The sequence below is a fragment of the Tenuifilum sp. genome (genome assembly GCF_037481895.1).
GTDB lineage: Bacteria > Bacteroidota > Bacteroidia > Bacteroidales > Tenuifilaceae > Tenuifilum > Tenuifilum osseticum.
In genome coordinates, this window is sequence record NZ_JBBFKU010000013.1 from 37,639 (window position 1) to 52,140 (window position 14,502).

The following is a 14,502-nucleotide window of genomic DNA, read 5'->3' on the forward strand; positions in this document are numbered from 1 at the left end:
CTAGCTGTTTCGTAACTTTACCACATGGGCGGTAACACCAACCGCAATTAACAGTAGTATTAACCGGATAACGTTGCCAACATCAAGTGTTGCAACACTTGTAAGTATAGATGCCCAGAGCAATCCTAAAGTATACCATTTCACTCGTCGGGGAATTGACCGGCGTTCAATGTAATCGTGTATGTATTTTCCGAAAAGCCGATGGTTTATTAACCACCGGTAAAGCCTCCCCGAGCTCCGAATGAACAGAAATGCGCTAAGCAGCATAAAGGGTGTTGTGGGTAGTAATGGTAAAAAGATGCCCAACACTCCCAACCCAAACGATACTATACCGAATATCACAAACAAAGCCCTTAACACAGGGCTTTTCGCTTTTCTTGCTTTATGTAATTCCAAGTTAGTGCCCGTTAAAACTTATGCCATGCAAAGATAGCAAAAGTGTTCAGGCACAACTGGCTAATTAAGTTAAATGATAATTATTTTGATTATTCTAGCTTATTGCCATACGGGCAGATATCCTAGGCACAAAATAACCCTACCCATTGGACTTTCCTCCCTTGTGGCTACCATCGCAAAAGGGTTTATTGCGCGATGCCCCACAGGTGCATAGGAAAACCTCCTTGGAGTTATCGGGTATAAGACTTTCGCCATCGAGGTTAACAATAAAGAAGCGCCCCTCAACCCTAATTGGGCCTCCTTTGCTTAGATGCAGCTTTGCTGCAATTTTTTTTGGCTGGTTCATTTTGCTACTCTCTATCACGGAATCCTTTTTTGAAATGTGTGCCATCGCAAAATGGCTGGCTGTTTGAATGACCGCAGCGGCAAATGGAAACCATTTTCATTGACTTAACCTCCTTGCCATCGGCATCAATAATTTGAAAATCGCCTGAAACCAACAATGGGCCATTGGGCATTACCTGAATCTTTACCGGCGTAACCTCAAACGCCTCAACCTCCTCGGGAGTAAATTCCCGAACACATTTGTGCGAACGCTCTTGCTTATTTTTTTCAGGATCGTTCCACATAAAGGTAAGTGCGTTTGTTGGGCACTCATTCACAATTTCAATAATTCGCTCTGTGCTTGCACCGTTCATGTTAACCCAGGGGCGCTTACGGGGGTTAAACACTGAGAGCAGCTTAGTGTAGCAAATGGAGGCATGAACACACTCCCCTGGTCGCCAGAATACAGTGATTTCGTCGTTGGAATATTTTCTGTTATCGCTTTCCATGTTTGCAATTTACAAAAACCAACGCAAAACGGCAACACTTTGTTCAAAAACCAACCCAAGGTAATACATAATGGATAAATGTGTTCACAATAAACCACTAAGGCAAGCAACCCACTACCAAGAAACAAATACAAAGCTGACATCAAAACAAGGGACGATACCTGATAAGAATTTTAAACCTACAACCATTTAACAAAATACTTATTTTTTTACACCACACCCCCTATTTGTTTTTATATATATTGAATATTATTTATTTTTTTTACATACATACCCCTTTTTTTTTATATACCAAAACTATTTATTTTGATTTTTTTCTTATCTTTGCCCTTGAAAAACATATCATACTATGCCAAAACTAAGATTTAGAGCATTCGGTGAAGCAACTAATCGCATCCCGGTTGACATGAACGGCGAGGGCACAGCGGAATCGCTTGTCGATATCTTTGCTATCAATGTATTCGATAGGCCTAAAATGAAGAAGTACCTATCGGAAGAAGCTTATGATAGTATTATCACCTCCATTGATGAGGGTAAAAAGATTGACCGTAAGATTGCCGGCCAGGTTGCCTCGGCCATGAAGGCCTGGGCTATTGAGCGTGGGGCTACTCACTACACACACTGGTTCCATCCGCTAAACGGTTCCACCGCCGAAAAGCATGACGCATTCCTCTCAATTGATATCAAAGGTCAACCCATTGAGGTTTTTAAAGGCGATATGCTTGTTCAGCAAGAACCCGATGCTTCAAGTTTTCCAAGCGGGGGCATCCGTAATACTTTTGAGGCCCGTGGATACACCGCGTGGGATCCAACCTCGCCAGCCTTTATACTAGAGAATACGTTATGTATTCCCACTGTGTTTGTTTCGTATACCGGGGAGGCGCTCGACTTTAAAACGCCATTGCTCAAATCACTTGCACTTCTCGATAAGGCAGCCCTTTCGGTGCTGGAGTACTTTGATAAGGATGCCCGTAAAGTTTATGCCACGCTTGGCTGGGAGCAGGAGTATTTTCTGATTGATGAATCGCTTTATAACGCCCGGCCCGATCTTGCATTGTGTGGCAGAACGCTTATGGGACACGCTGCGGCCAAGGATCAACAACTTGAGGACCATTACTTTGGTTCAATTCCTGCAAGGGTTTCCGCCTTTATGCGTCATTTTGAGGTTGAAGCTCTTAAGCTTGGCATACCTATTAAAACCCGCCATAACGAGGTGGCACCAAACCAGTTTGAGTGCGCACCCATTTTTGAGGAGGCCAACCTTGCTGTTGATCACAACCAGCTTATCATGTCGCTGATGGATCGCATTGCTCGTCAGCACGGCTTCCGTGTTCTATTTCACGAGAAACCCTTCAAGGGGATAAATGGTTCGGGCAAGCATAACAACTGGTCAATGATGACCGACACTGGGACTAACCTGCTTTCACCGGGCAAAACACCAAAGAACAACCTACAATTCCTGACCTTCCTAATCAATACCATCAAAGCCGTACATGACCACTCCGCATTACTTTTGGGCAGTATAGCATCGGAACCAAACTCGCACCGACTTGGTGCGCACGAGGCACCGCCAGCCATCATGTCAGTCTTCATCGGCAAAACCCTAAGTTCCGTACTCGATGAACTAGAGCAAAAGGTGACAGACCAAAAAATGACTCCCGACGAAAAGACCGAACTCAAACTGGAAATCATTGGTAAAATCCCGGAGATCCTTTTAGACAATACCGACCGCAACCGTACATCGCCATTTGCCTTTACCGGAAACCGATTCGAATTTCGCGCTGTAGGCTCCTCGGGCAGTTGCGCATCTCCAATGATTGTGCTTAACACAGCCGTGGCCAATCAGCTCATGAAGTTCAAAGATGAGGTTGATAAGGTAATTGCCAAAGGAATTAAAAAGGACGAAGCCATAATCCAGTGCCTGCGCAAGGTGATTATTGAGTCAAAAAAGATACGCTTTGAGGGCAACGGGTACAGCCAGGAATGGGTTGACGAGGCAGCACGCAGAGGGCTCCCTAACATCAGCAACCCACTGGAGGCATTCAAGACCTTCCTGCTCGACTCATCTGTAAAACTTCTCACCGGTAACGGAATACTAACAAAACGCGAGCTGGAAGCACGGTACGAAATAAGGAACGAGATCTTTGTAAAAAAGGTACAAATTGAAGCCCGCGTGCTTGGCGATTTAGCTATCAACCATATTATCCCCACAGCCATTGCATACCAAAACACCTTAATTAGCAACGTTAAGGGATTAAAGGAGCTTTTCCCAAAAGAATGGGAAAAACTGGCCGATCATCAGCATGCTTTAATCCTGGAAATTTCCGAGCATATACATGCCATAAGCCATCAGGTTAACGAGATGATTGAACGCCGAAAGGAAGCCAACCAGGTTGAAGATATTGTTGAAAAAGCCCACTTGTACGGGAAAAACGTTAAACCCTATATTGAAAGCATTCGCACGCATATCGACAAGTTGGAAATGATTGTTGACGATGAGATGTGGCCTTTGCCCAAGTATAGGGAGATGCTATTCATTCGGTAATAGCATTCAACGGCTAAAACATTTTTTGATTTTCCATACGCCCCGCCCTGTAAAGCGGGGCGTACTTAATTGCACAAGTAGTTTTGATACTATTGAGATTGACTGATTGTTGTTTTTGGATGCTAGCCATAATCACCATTAAATACGATCATCCTTTTAAATGGGCGAGTAAAGTAAACATCTACCATACTAAGCCGAAAAACCATTGTGAATAAGTTATAATAAAAAAATAGCCCTTGCGTTACTACTTAATTGGCATTTACTTATATTTACCATAATTTTGTGACAAAAACCTTTAAAGCACAATGAAGCGACTACTTCTTATTGCATTGGGATTAGTTTACCTAACCTCAGGAAACATTTCGGCTCAACCCACTAAAAAGTTAGAGAAAGCCGATGCGCTATACAATGCCGGTGCATACTTTGATGCGATTGCCCTTTACCGCGACGATATCGACAAGATTAAAGATAAAAAGGAACTTTCCCTCTACCTTTTTAAAATTGGGAACTGTTTTAGACAAATAGGAGAACCCCGCCAGGCCGAGCAGTGGTACGAAAAAGCCATTCGAAGGGAATGTCCAAACCCTAAGGTTTACTACTACTACGCTGAAATGCTGAAAATGAATGAGAAGTACGACCTTGCCATTGAACAGTACCAAAAGTACAAAGTTCTTGTCCCTAACGATCCCCTTGCCGAAGTCGGAATACAATCGTGCGAACTTGCCAAGCAGTGGATTGCCACCCCGGCTGGTTATGAAATAACCAACATGCGTGCCATTAACTCAAAGTTTAGCGATTTTTCACCCGCATACGCTTCAACCGACTACAATATTCTATACTTTACCAGTTCCCGCAACGGTACTGTCGGAAACAAGACAAGCGCCGTTACCGGTGAGAATTTTTCCGACATTTTTATCACTGAACTCGACAATAAAGGGGTTTGGAGTGCCCCAAAACCTCTGGATGAAACCATAAACTCGCAATTCGACGAGGGTACCCCCTCATTAACTCCCGATGGCAACAACATGTTCTTTACACGTTGTAAGGTTAGCAAGCGCAACAAGCTTGGATGCCAGATACTGTATGCCAAGCAAAGCGACCAAGGTTGGCTTACCCCTAAAGAGTTGGAGTTGGCTGCCGATAGTATGATTGTTGCCCATCCAGCCATTTCGGCCGATGGAACTGAACTTTACTTTGTAAGTAACATTCCCGGAGGAAACGGGGGGCTCGATATTTGGAAAATTACCCGCGATGCGGGTTCCGAAGAGTGGAGCGCGCCTATTAACCTTGGCCCACAAATCAACACTCCCGGAAATGAGATGTTTCCATACATTCATCCTGATGGCACCCTTTACTTCTCTTCCGATGGACATCCCGGCATGGGCGGCCTCGACATATTTAAAGCTAAGAAAAACGATGAAGGCCAATGGGTTATTGAGAACATGCGCTACCCGGTAAACTCAACCGCCGATGACTTCGGCATTATTTTCGAAAAGGAACGCGAAGCTGGCTTCTTCTCCTCACGGCGTAATGGTGGCCGTGGAGCCGACGATATCTACATGTTCTACCTCCCGCCTATAAACTTTAACATGATAGGCAAGGTAATTGATGAAAAAACAAGAACTACAATCACCGATGCTACCGTTAAACTGGTTGGCAGCGATGGCACTATTGCAACCATGCAGACCCAGAGCGATGGTTCATTCAGGTTTAACCTTGTCCCCAACACCGATTACGTAATTGTAGCTTCAAAGAAGGGATACCTGAACAATAAGGCGAAGGAAACCACTAAAGGGTTAACCAAGAGCCAGGATTTTAACGTTTCAATAGCCTTAACCTCAACCGCTAAACCAATTGAAATACCCAACATTTTCTACGATTACGACAAGTGGGAACTTCGTCCCGAGTCAAAAGAAGCGCTTGATAACCTTATCCAGATACTGAACGACAACCCCAACATAACCATAGAGCTAGCATCGCATACCGACAGTAGGGGATCCCAGGAGTATAACTATGAGCTATCGCAAAAGCGTGCCCAGGCAGTAGTAAACTATTTAATTGAAAACGGCATAGCTACCGATAGGTTGAAAGCCAAAGGCTACGCCCAAACCCAACCAAAGGTTGTTGACAATAACCTTGCTGCTCAATACCCATTCCTAACACCAGGAACTGTTCTTGATAAGAAATTTATCGACTCCTTAACCAGTGAGGATCAAAAAGAAACAGTTCATCAAATCAACCGAAGAACTGAGTTTAGGGTGCTTAGGGAAGATTATCAAGGAAAGTAATATTTCAACCCCGGTTTCTACCGGGGTTTATTTTTCCAAGTAAATACACTGGCACTAAATTTGTCATCACTTTATTACTTTTCAAACATTTTGTTAGTTTTGCATTGAACCAGCTATTCAATGTAACCTAATGAAAGCATTATTAGTATAATGATTTTGTTATACAATGCGACTTTCAATAAAAATATTATCCATACTATTTGTTCTGCTTGGCTTCAGTGGCATATCAGCAGCTCAAAAGTTTTATGAAGCTGAAGATGTCAAGAGTGCCCAGGTGAAATTCTTTATTGTTGATAGTCCAGAGCAGGCAGACCTGCACTTCTGCATCATATACAATGCATCAGAGATAACTAAACCGGGTGTAATGATGGAGGTTGAAACCCCCAAGGAGGCCGATATCACACTGATATTTGTTGATAATGAGAAAGATGCCGACATTAAGGTTTGGCTTGTAGACACAGCAGCCGAGGTAAAATGGATTAATGAGTCGAAAAAGAAATTGCTTTCTGTTGGGGGATTAAAGTAATTCCCCTCTTTCATCTACAAGTTGGTTGTAACGTAAATATAGGTTACCTTTGCAGTTAAAACGTACCCCATGAACAAAAATTCCCGTTACGACCAACGCGGCGTTTCCGCATCGAAAGATGATGTCCATAAGGCAATTAGCAACCTGGACAAGGGGCTCTTCCCAAAAGCATTCTGCAAGGTTGTTCCCGATTACCTTACAGGCGACCCCGATTACTGCTTGGTGATGCACGCCGACGGAGCCGGTACTAAATCGTCGCTTGCCTATATATATTGGCGCGAAACCGGCGATATGTCCGTTTGGAAAGGCATTGCACAGGACGCTATTGTAATGAACATCGACGATTTGCTTTGCGTGGGGATTACCGATAATATTTTGCTATCATCAACCATTGGCCGTAACAAGAACCTGATTCCGGGCGAAGTGGTTTCGGCCATCATTGATGGCACGGAGGAGTTCTGCCAAATCATGCGCAGTATGGGAATTAACATTGTGCTTACCGGTGGCGAAACAGCCGACGTAGGGGATTTAGTGCGAACAGTTATTGTTGATTCTACCGTTACTGCCCGCATTAAAAGGAACCAGGTTATTTCAAACAGCAATATTCAGGATGGCGATGTAATCATTGGTCTGGCATCGTTCGGCCAAGCCTCATACGAAAAGGAATATAACGGAGGGATGGGTAGCAATGGATTAACCTCGGCACGCCACGATGTGTTCGGGCACTACCTTGCCCAAAAGTATCCGGAAAGCTATGACCCTCAGGTACCTGAAAGTTTGGTTTACAGCGGCAACCTTATGCTTGAGCAACCCGTTGAGGGAACTGGCCTTACGGCAGGCAAACTGGTTCTATCCCCTACCCGAACCTATGCGCCTATCATTAAAGCCATACTAGATAATTACCGGCCTGTAATACATGGAATGGTTCACTGTTCGGGAGGCGCACAAACTAAGGTGATGAATTTTGTGAACAACCTTCACGTGGTTAAGGATAACCTTTTCCCTGTACCACCGCTATTCCGTATAATTCAAGAACAGTCGAATACTCCCTGGCAGGAAATGTATAAAGTATTCAACATGGGGCATCGATTCGAAATTTATGTTTACACTGAGTTTGCCGATGACATTATTGCAATTGCTAAAGAGTTTAAGGTAGATGCCCAAATTGTTGGATACTGTACTGAGGCTACTTCAAATAAATTAACCATTAAGTCGCCTTACGGTGAGTTTCATTACTAACTCAAAAAGAGATTTTTTGCTTACCTTTGCGCCAATAAATTTTTGATATGGCAGATAATACTATACTGCGTAAGCTTGAAGGTATAAGGCATAAGTTCGAGGAGATTGGTCAGCAGATAACCGATCCTGCTGTAATGGCCGACATGAAAAAGTTTGTCGCACTTAACAAGGAATACAGGCAGTTGGAGCCCATTGTTGAGGCTTACGAGAAATACAAAAACGTTCTGAGCAATATAGAATCGTCCAGGCAAATACTGGCTAACGAGAAGGACGAGGAACTCCGTGAGATGGCCAAGATGGAGTTAGAAACCCTTACCCGGGAACAAGAGCAACTCGAGGAGGAAATCAAAATTCTACTTCTCCCCGCCGATCCTCAAGACTCCAAAAATGCTGTAATGGAAATTCGTGCTGGCACCGGTGGCGACGAGGCAAGTATTTTTGCCGGTGACCTGTTCAGGATGTATACAAAATTCTTTGAGAAGAAAGGTTGGAAGTACGAGGTTACCAGTTTCTCCGAGGGTACGGTTGGAGGTTATAAGGAGATTATCATGAATGTAACCGGTAATGGCGTTTACGGTGTGCTTAAATATGAGTCGGGGGTTCATAGGGTTCAGCGTGTACCTCAAACCGAAACTCAGGGTAGAGTACATACTTCCGCTGCTACCGTTGCCGTACTTCCTGAGGCCGATGAGTTTGATATCGACCTTAAAATGGAAGATATCCGTAAGGACACCTTCTGTTCCAGCGGGCCTGGCGGGCAAAGCGTTAACACCACCTACTCAGCCATTAGATTAACCCATATACCCACCGGCATTGTGGTTCAATGCCAGGATCAAAAATCACAGATAAAGAATTTTGAAAAAGCCCTCACGGAACTCCGTACCCGCCTTTACAACATGGAATACCAAAAATACCTCGACGAAATTGCATCGAAGCGTAAAACGATGGTTTCCACTGGCGACCGTTCCGCAAAAATCAGAACATACAACTACCCCCAAGGGCGTGTAACCGATCATCGTATAAATCTCACCCTGTATAACCTATCGGCCATAATGGATGGCGATTTACAGGAAGTTATAGATAAACTTCAACTTGCCGAAAATGCTGAAAGGTTAAAAGCAGCTGCTGCTGAAGAATAAAAAACAATGCCTATGACAGCCCAAGAACTATTTGAACAAATAAAAAAGAAGCGAAGTTTCCTGTGTGTTGGGCTCGATACCGAACTCACTAAAATCCCTGAGCATTTGCTTACCAAGGATGATCCAATGTTTGAGTTCAACCGTAAAATTATTGAGGCCACCCACGATTTAGCCATTGCATACAAGTTAAATCTTGCTTTCTATGAGGTTCATGGTGCAGCGGGCTGGAATAGCTTGGTGAAAACTGTAAAGTACCTTAAAACGCATCACCCCGATGTACTGGTAATTGCCGATGCTAAGCGCGGCGACATTGCAAACACAGCCAGAATGTACGCTAAAGCTTACTTTCATAGCTTAGGCTGCGATGCCGTTACAGTATCGCCCTATCTTGGCCAGGACTCGGTTGTCCCCTACCTACAGTACGACGGCAAATGGACAATCCTTTTGGCTATCACATCAAACGAGAGTTTTGGCGATTTTCAGCTGGTACACAATAAGCAAACCGGCAACCTCCTCTTTGAGGATGTAGTGCTTAAATCGATGCACTGGGGCAGCGATGCCAATATGATGTTTGTTGTTGGAGCAACTCACCCTGAATACTTTGCTGCTGTTCGTAAGCATGCACCTCACCACTTCCTGCTAGTCCCTGGCGTTGGCGAGCAAGGCGGAAGCCTTCAAAAAGTAGCAGAAAACGGCATGAACGACCGTTGCGGCCTGATTGTAAATTCATCGCGGGGAGTCATTTACGCCGATATTACCGGGAATTTTACCTCTGAGGCCCGTAAGCGGGCCCTTAAGCTTCAGCAGGAAATGGAAGTGTTACTCAAACAGAATGGATTAATATAGTTCCACTTACTGCTCTATAACCTTTTTACCAAACCACGACCAAAAATTAAGATGAAATTTTTCGCCAGCTTCACCGGAATACATATTTAAGTATGTAAGCCTCGATGGCTGGTTGGGCAAAAAGCGTAAGAATTCATCGTTATTATATAGGAGTGTAGGCTCTGGATGGAACTGCACTCCAATTACGTTTGGGTATTTTGTATGAACAATAGCCTCTACTACATTACCATCAATTGAGGTGGCAATAATTTTTAAATTCCTTCCCAGCCGCTCCACCCCCTGATGGTGACTGCTTAACACCCAAGGCTGTCCCCGGCAAATGGATTTTAGAGGTTCATCAACGATACTGATCTGGTGGAAATTCCCCCATAGGAGCTTATCGTCCAAAGCATAATTGGCATTGTAATTCCTGTGCAAGTTGTTGGTTTGCTGTATGAGGGCATCCTCAACACTCTCAATTCCGTAAATCTCGGAAGGGATATCCTGCACTAAAGTGCCACCTGCTGCAACGTTCATGGTTTGCATTCCAAGGCAAATGCCTAGGACAGGCATTAAAGGCTTGGCATCGAGCAGGGGCTGAAATAAAGTATCCTTTGAGCCCCCAATTAAATGAAACATGAACGACACCTCAAAGTAATGGCGAGCCGGATCGGTTATTTGGGTTAATAGCGATGTTTTCTCTCCATAAATTGATGGGGGAATATCGGGGCCACCCGTAAAGATTACACCATCGCTCACCTTGGTTAACCGAGCAAAAACATCAGTACATTCGTTTACCCGGTAAATTGCGGTTTCGGTTATTGGTTCCTTAACAGGCAACAGCCTAAAGCTCTCCAGCTTATTCTTCTTAATGTACTCAACCGATTTTGAGTAATCGTATTTTTCAGAGGTGTGATACACACCAATAACTTTTACCACCGAAGGTATTGGTAATATCTTGCTATCAATTAAATAGTTAAATGTTTTGATATTGTTCTCGGTTGGGTGTACTAGTATTAGTACCCTATCGTTTTTCCCTATGTCATCAATCCCTATAACAATATTACCAGAATCTCTACTACAGGATAGGATGCTTAGCAATACCCCTGCAGTAATCAGTAAAGCTTTCCAACTGTTCTTCATATTTTTAGAGTAATAAGATACTAAAACTTAAAGCCCAAGCTAAACATTTGGGTGCTGGGAATAACATTTCCATCCTGTTCTAATGACAGCACTGCAACCTGTCGAACAATTTGAAAATTAACATACATCACACTAAATCCCACACCAACTTGATAACCATAATTATCCTTTTGAATGTAATTATCCATGTCAAAACTACCATTACCAACTTTACCGGCAAATCGGTAGGAGTAGTATCCTCCTCCTATAAAGTACAGATTTGGCGATAACATTTGCTTCCTTTTCCCACCCAAGTAAAGAAGGATACTGGCTGGAGCCATAACTTCATGGGTTCTGAAATGACCATACCGATGCTCTGTTCCAGTTGTTTGGTAAAGTGCACCAACCTGTAAATCGATATACCTACTTAATCCAATTGTGAAGGATAACCCTGTGTTAAATGAGAAACCTTCCTTTGAGTTGTAGAACTCATCCCTGTAATCGTGGTAAGTATTACCAATGCCTACTTGGTATCCAGCCGAAAATTTATCGCTACCCAAAGTTTTTGCAGCAAACCTTGCATCGGGTTTAATGCTATCAGTAGTTGAAAGCTGAAGGGTTGCATCGGCTACAAAACTTGCAATTTTCGCCATTCCTTCATAGTCAAGCTTATCGGCATCGTCTTCGGGTTTATGGTAAGGCGAAACCGTAGAGGTAAACACATGCACGGCAGGTATTCCTATCTTCCCAAACGGTTGAGTGTCGGTTTGCATTTCAACACTTCGTCCCGATTTTTTCACTTGAATACCATGCTTTGAAGCCAACTGAACGAAAAATTCATCTCCATCGCTAAGCGTTTTATTTCCAACCAGGTCGATACCTCCATACTTTTGCAGCATCCCAACCATGTCGAGGCTAAACATAAACTTTACCCTGTCCGTAGGGATAACCTTATTGCTTACAAGGTGACTTGAACCTATTAAACCGGCCTCCTCCCCATCGAAAGCAATGATTATGACAGAGCGTTTAAGTTTATCGCGGTTAAGTACAAGCCAGCGCCCAATTTCGATAATTGAAGCAACCCCCGAGGCGTTATCGTCAGCTCCATTGTAAACCACTTTTTCGCCGTTTACTATTTTATAGGCCACATGGTCGTAATGCGCTCCAAGTACTATGTATTCATTTTTTAGAACCGGGTCATTGCCCTCAACCCAACCAATAATATTTGCCCCTTCGGTCTTGAGCATCATACTGGAAGTGATAAATGAGTGTAGGTACTGCCCTTGCCAAGGAGTTAGTCCAACCTCTTTGAACTTATCGGTGATGTATTTTGCAGCCATGCGCCCTCCTTCAGTCCCAAAACCCCTACCCATAAGTGAATCGGACGCAAGATAGTAAACGTGATCCTTTAACATATTCGAATCAACTTGCTGAGCAAATGATAAAACGCTGCAATAAAAGGTAGCAAGTGCGCTTGCAATAATTGTAATCCTATTCATTTTACAAGACCTTTGAAAATTTATTGTAATGTTACAAAATATTTTAAAATGCTATCCCTCTAAGGTGATATTATTAACTTAAAAGTTTAATATAGGCAAGATCTATTATTTTAACATTTTTTTATATTTTTATTAACTTGATATTCATTACATTAGTATAATTTTTATGGTTTAGATCAAAAAAAATACGCGAATACGAAACAATGAATTGAACAACCCCATACATTTGCATTGAAAATTAAACTTTAATGTTTAACTAACAAACCCAAACATTTCGATTATGAAAAAGACACTTTTACTTGGTTTTGCAGCCTTAACTATGGTTGCTATGCTTTCAAGCTGTGGCAAAGTGCCCCAGGAAAAGATTGATGCTGCTAACGCCGCTATTGACTCGGCTAAAGCTGTTGAAGCTGATGTTTATCTTGCTGCTGATTTCGCAGCTGTTCAGGATTCAATGAGCGCTGTTATGGCTGACATTGAAGTTCAAAAGTCAAAATTATTCAAGAAATTTGGCCCAGCTAGCGAAAAGCTCGATCGCATTCTTGGCATGGCTCAGGAGCTAAAGGTTAACGCTGTTGCTAAGAAAGAAGAAGTTAAGAAAGAGGTAGAAGGCCTTATGACCGAAGTTGCCACCATGATGGAAGAAAATGGCAAGCTCATGAAGAAGGCTCCTCGTGGTAAGGAAGGTGCTGCTGTTCTTGAGCAAATGAAAGCTGAAATGGCTACCATCGAAGCTACTGTTAACGAAGCTAAGGGTCTTTACGATGCTGGCAAGTACATGGATGCTTCCAACAAGATGAAAGCTGCTAAAGAAAGCGCTACCAAAATCAACACCGAACTTAACGAGGCTATTGCTAAGGTTAAGGGCAGAAAATAATTTATTTACCTGCTATAAAATCCCCGGCCGTTTTTTTACCGGGGATTTTTTTTTGATATTTGTACCCGTATGAAACCGATTTTAAAGTACAGCTTAATTACCCTTGCAACGCTATCAGTAATTGGTGGCGGATTTGCACTATTTTACTATTCCATACCCGAACCACCTAAAGGCGATATCGATTATGCCTTGGCCTCGCTACACCAGGCATCGCGGTCAAATGCCAAACGTTACTCAAAACAAAAGTACCTAAAGGCAAAGGCATACTTTGATTCGGCCATGAAACATTGGAATATCCAAAATGAACGCTTCATTTTAAGCCGCGACTACCAGAAGGTATCGTACTTTGCCAAGAAATCGGCTGAAATGGCTAAAAGCGCAACGAGTAACTCCAAGGAACTTTCAAAAAACCTGGTTATATCGGTTAAGGATAAAATTGACAACCTAACCGCCCTTGTCTCGAACATGAACAATCTTTTTCAAAGGTTACCCCTGCCTGATGAGTTTCGCAAAAAAATCTCAAAAGGGAAAATGTCAATCCATGAGGCAGAGGTAGCATTTAAGAGAGGCGATTACCTTGAGTCATCGGAAAAAATCAAGTTGGCTGAGGATCTAATTATGGATTCCTACAAAAAAACCCTCGACGACCTTGAAGATTACTTCAACTCACAACCCTACTGGAACCGACTTGTTAAAAGCGCTATTAGCAATACAGCCAAAAACAACTCCATGGCTATTATTGTGGATAAATTTGCCCGAAAACTATATATCTACCAAAACGGTTCAAAAAAATATGAATTTGATGCCGAGTTTGGCAAGAATTGGATGGGGCGTAAACGGCTGAAAGGCGACAAGGCTACTCCCGAGGGAATTTATCTGGTTAAAAGCAAAATACCTGCAAATAAAACCAAGTATTTTAGGGCATTGCTACTCAACTACCCTAATTCAGAGGATATTGAAAACTTCAACAAGGAAAAAGCCGCTGGCCGAATACCTAAGCACGCTCAGATTGGTGGACTAATTGAGATCCATGGCGATGGCGGCAAAGGAACCGATTGGACTGATGGATGTATTGCTCTTGACAACAACGATATGCTACAGGTGTATAAGATTGTTGAAATTGGCACTCCGGTAGTTATTGTTGGATCAATTGCCGACTTCAACACCATAGCCATGAGCCTGAACCTTAAACGTAATCAAATTAAGGGTTAAC

General features: G+C 43.0%; 13 protein-coding genes. 8 read left to right on the forward strand and 5 right to left on the reverse strand.

All coding sequences use genetic code 11. The features are described 5' to 3' along the window. The 3 genes from WHS63_RS05550 to WHS63_RS05560 all read right to left on the reverse strand — a co-directional run bounded on the left by WHS63_RS05550 (position 1) and on the right by WHS63_RS05560 (position 1,229). Positions 1-342 (reverse strand): YbaN family protein, encoded by a 342-nt coding sequence (locus tag WHS63_RS05550; protein WP_445201284.1) that lies wholly within the window; start codon positions 340-342, stop codon positions 1-3. Between the two features lie 193 nt (positions 343-535). Continuing rightward, on the reverse strand, positions 536-760 hold the full coding sequence (locus WHS63_RS05555) for a CDGSH iron-sulfur domain-containing protein (protein WP_445200238.1): 225 nt from the start codon (positions 758-760) through the stop codon (positions 536-538). Continuing rightward, positions 747-1,229 carry a CDGSH iron-sulfur domain-containing protein gene (locus WHS63_RS05560; protein WP_445200237.1) on the reverse strand — a complete coding sequence of 161 codons (483 nt, stop codon included), beginning with the start codon at positions 1,227-1,229 and terminating at the stop codon, positions 747-749. Before WHS63_RS05560 ends, WHS63_RS05555 begins: the two co-directional genes overlap by 14 nt. 349 nt (positions 1,230-1,578) lie before the next feature. On the opposite strand from WHS63_RS05560, the gene WHS63_RS05565 reads away from it, so the two are divergent. The 6 genes from WHS63_RS05565 to pyrF all read left to right on the forward strand — a co-directional run bounded on the left by WHS63_RS05565 (position 1,579) and on the right by pyrF (position 9,812). Then, the gene (locus tag WHS63_RS05565; protein ID WP_445204242.1) at positions 1,579-3,774 is read left to right on the forward strand and encodes a glutamine synthetase III family protein; all 2,196 of its coding nucleotides are present in this window, start codon (positions 1,579-1,581) and stop codon (positions 3,772-3,774) included. 305 nt (positions 3,775-4,079) lie between these two features. Next, positions 4,080-6,062 (forward strand): PorE family type IX secretion system protein, encoded by a 1,983-nt coding sequence (gene porE / locus WHS63_RS05570; RefSeq protein ID WP_445204243.1) that lies wholly within the window; start codon positions 4,080-4,082, stop codon positions 6,060-6,062. 166 nt (positions 6,063-6,228) lie between these two features. Then, positions 6,229-6,588: a DUF6150 family protein gene (locus tag WHS63_RS05575; RefSeq protein WP_445204244.1), complete on the forward strand. Its 360-nt coding sequence runs from the start codon at positions 6,229-6,231 to the stop codon at positions 6,586-6,588. Between the two features lie 69 nt (positions 6,589-6,657). Further along, positions 6,658-7,827, forward strand: coding sequence for an AIR synthase related protein (locus WHS63_RS05580; protein ID WP_445204245.1), 1,170 nt, complete (start codon positions 6,658-6,660; stop codon positions 7,825-7,827). A gap of 47 nt (positions 7,828-7,874) precedes the next feature. Next, the gene (gene prfA, locus WHS63_RS05585) at positions 7,875-8,966 is read left to right on the forward strand and encodes a peptide chain release factor 1 (RefSeq protein WP_445204246.1); all 1,092 of its coding nucleotides are present in this window, start codon (positions 7,875-7,877) and stop codon (positions 8,964-8,966) included. Positions 8,967-8,978: 12 nt separating this feature from the next. Further along, positions 8,979-9,812 carry an orotidine-5'-phosphate decarboxylase gene (pyrF, locus tag WHS63_RS05590; protein WP_445204247.1) on the forward strand — a complete coding sequence of 278 codons (834 nt, stop codon included), beginning with the start codon at positions 8,979-8,981 and terminating at the stop codon, positions 9,810-9,812. Positions 9,813-9,818: 6 nt separating this feature from the next. On the opposite strand, the gene WHS63_RS05595 is transcribed toward pyrF, so the two are convergent. Both WHS63_RS05595 and WHS63_RS05600 read right to left on the reverse strand, forming a co-directional pair. Continuing rightward, on the reverse strand, positions 9,819-10,934 hold the full coding sequence (locus tag WHS63_RS05595) for a gamma-glutamyl-gamma-aminobutyrate hydrolase family protein (RefSeq protein WP_445204248.1): 1,116 nt from the start codon (positions 10,932-10,934) through the stop codon (positions 9,819-9,821). Positions 10,935-10,954: 20 nt separating this feature from the next. Next, on the reverse strand, positions 10,955-12,412 hold the full coding sequence (locus tag WHS63_RS05600; protein ID WP_445204249.1) for a M28 family peptidase: 1,458 nt from the start codon (positions 12,410-12,412) through the stop codon (positions 10,955-10,957). 280 nt (positions 12,413-12,692) lie between these two features. Here WHS63_RS05600 and WHS63_RS05605 point away from each other — a divergent pair, with 280 nt between their 5' ends. Both WHS63_RS05605 and WHS63_RS05610 read left to right on the forward strand, forming a co-directional pair. After that, positions 12,693-13,289: a hypothetical protein gene (locus tag WHS63_RS05605; protein ID WP_369490292.1), complete on the forward strand. Its 597-nt coding sequence runs from the start codon at positions 12,693-12,695 to the stop codon at positions 13,287-13,289. 69 nt (positions 13,290-13,358) lie between these two features. Beyond that, positions 13,359-14,501 (forward strand): L,D-transpeptidase family protein, encoded by a 1,143-nt coding sequence (locus tag WHS63_RS05610; RefSeq protein WP_445204250.1) that lies wholly within the window; start codon positions 13,359-13,361, stop codon positions 14,499-14,501. Position 14,502 lies beyond the last annotated feature (1 nt).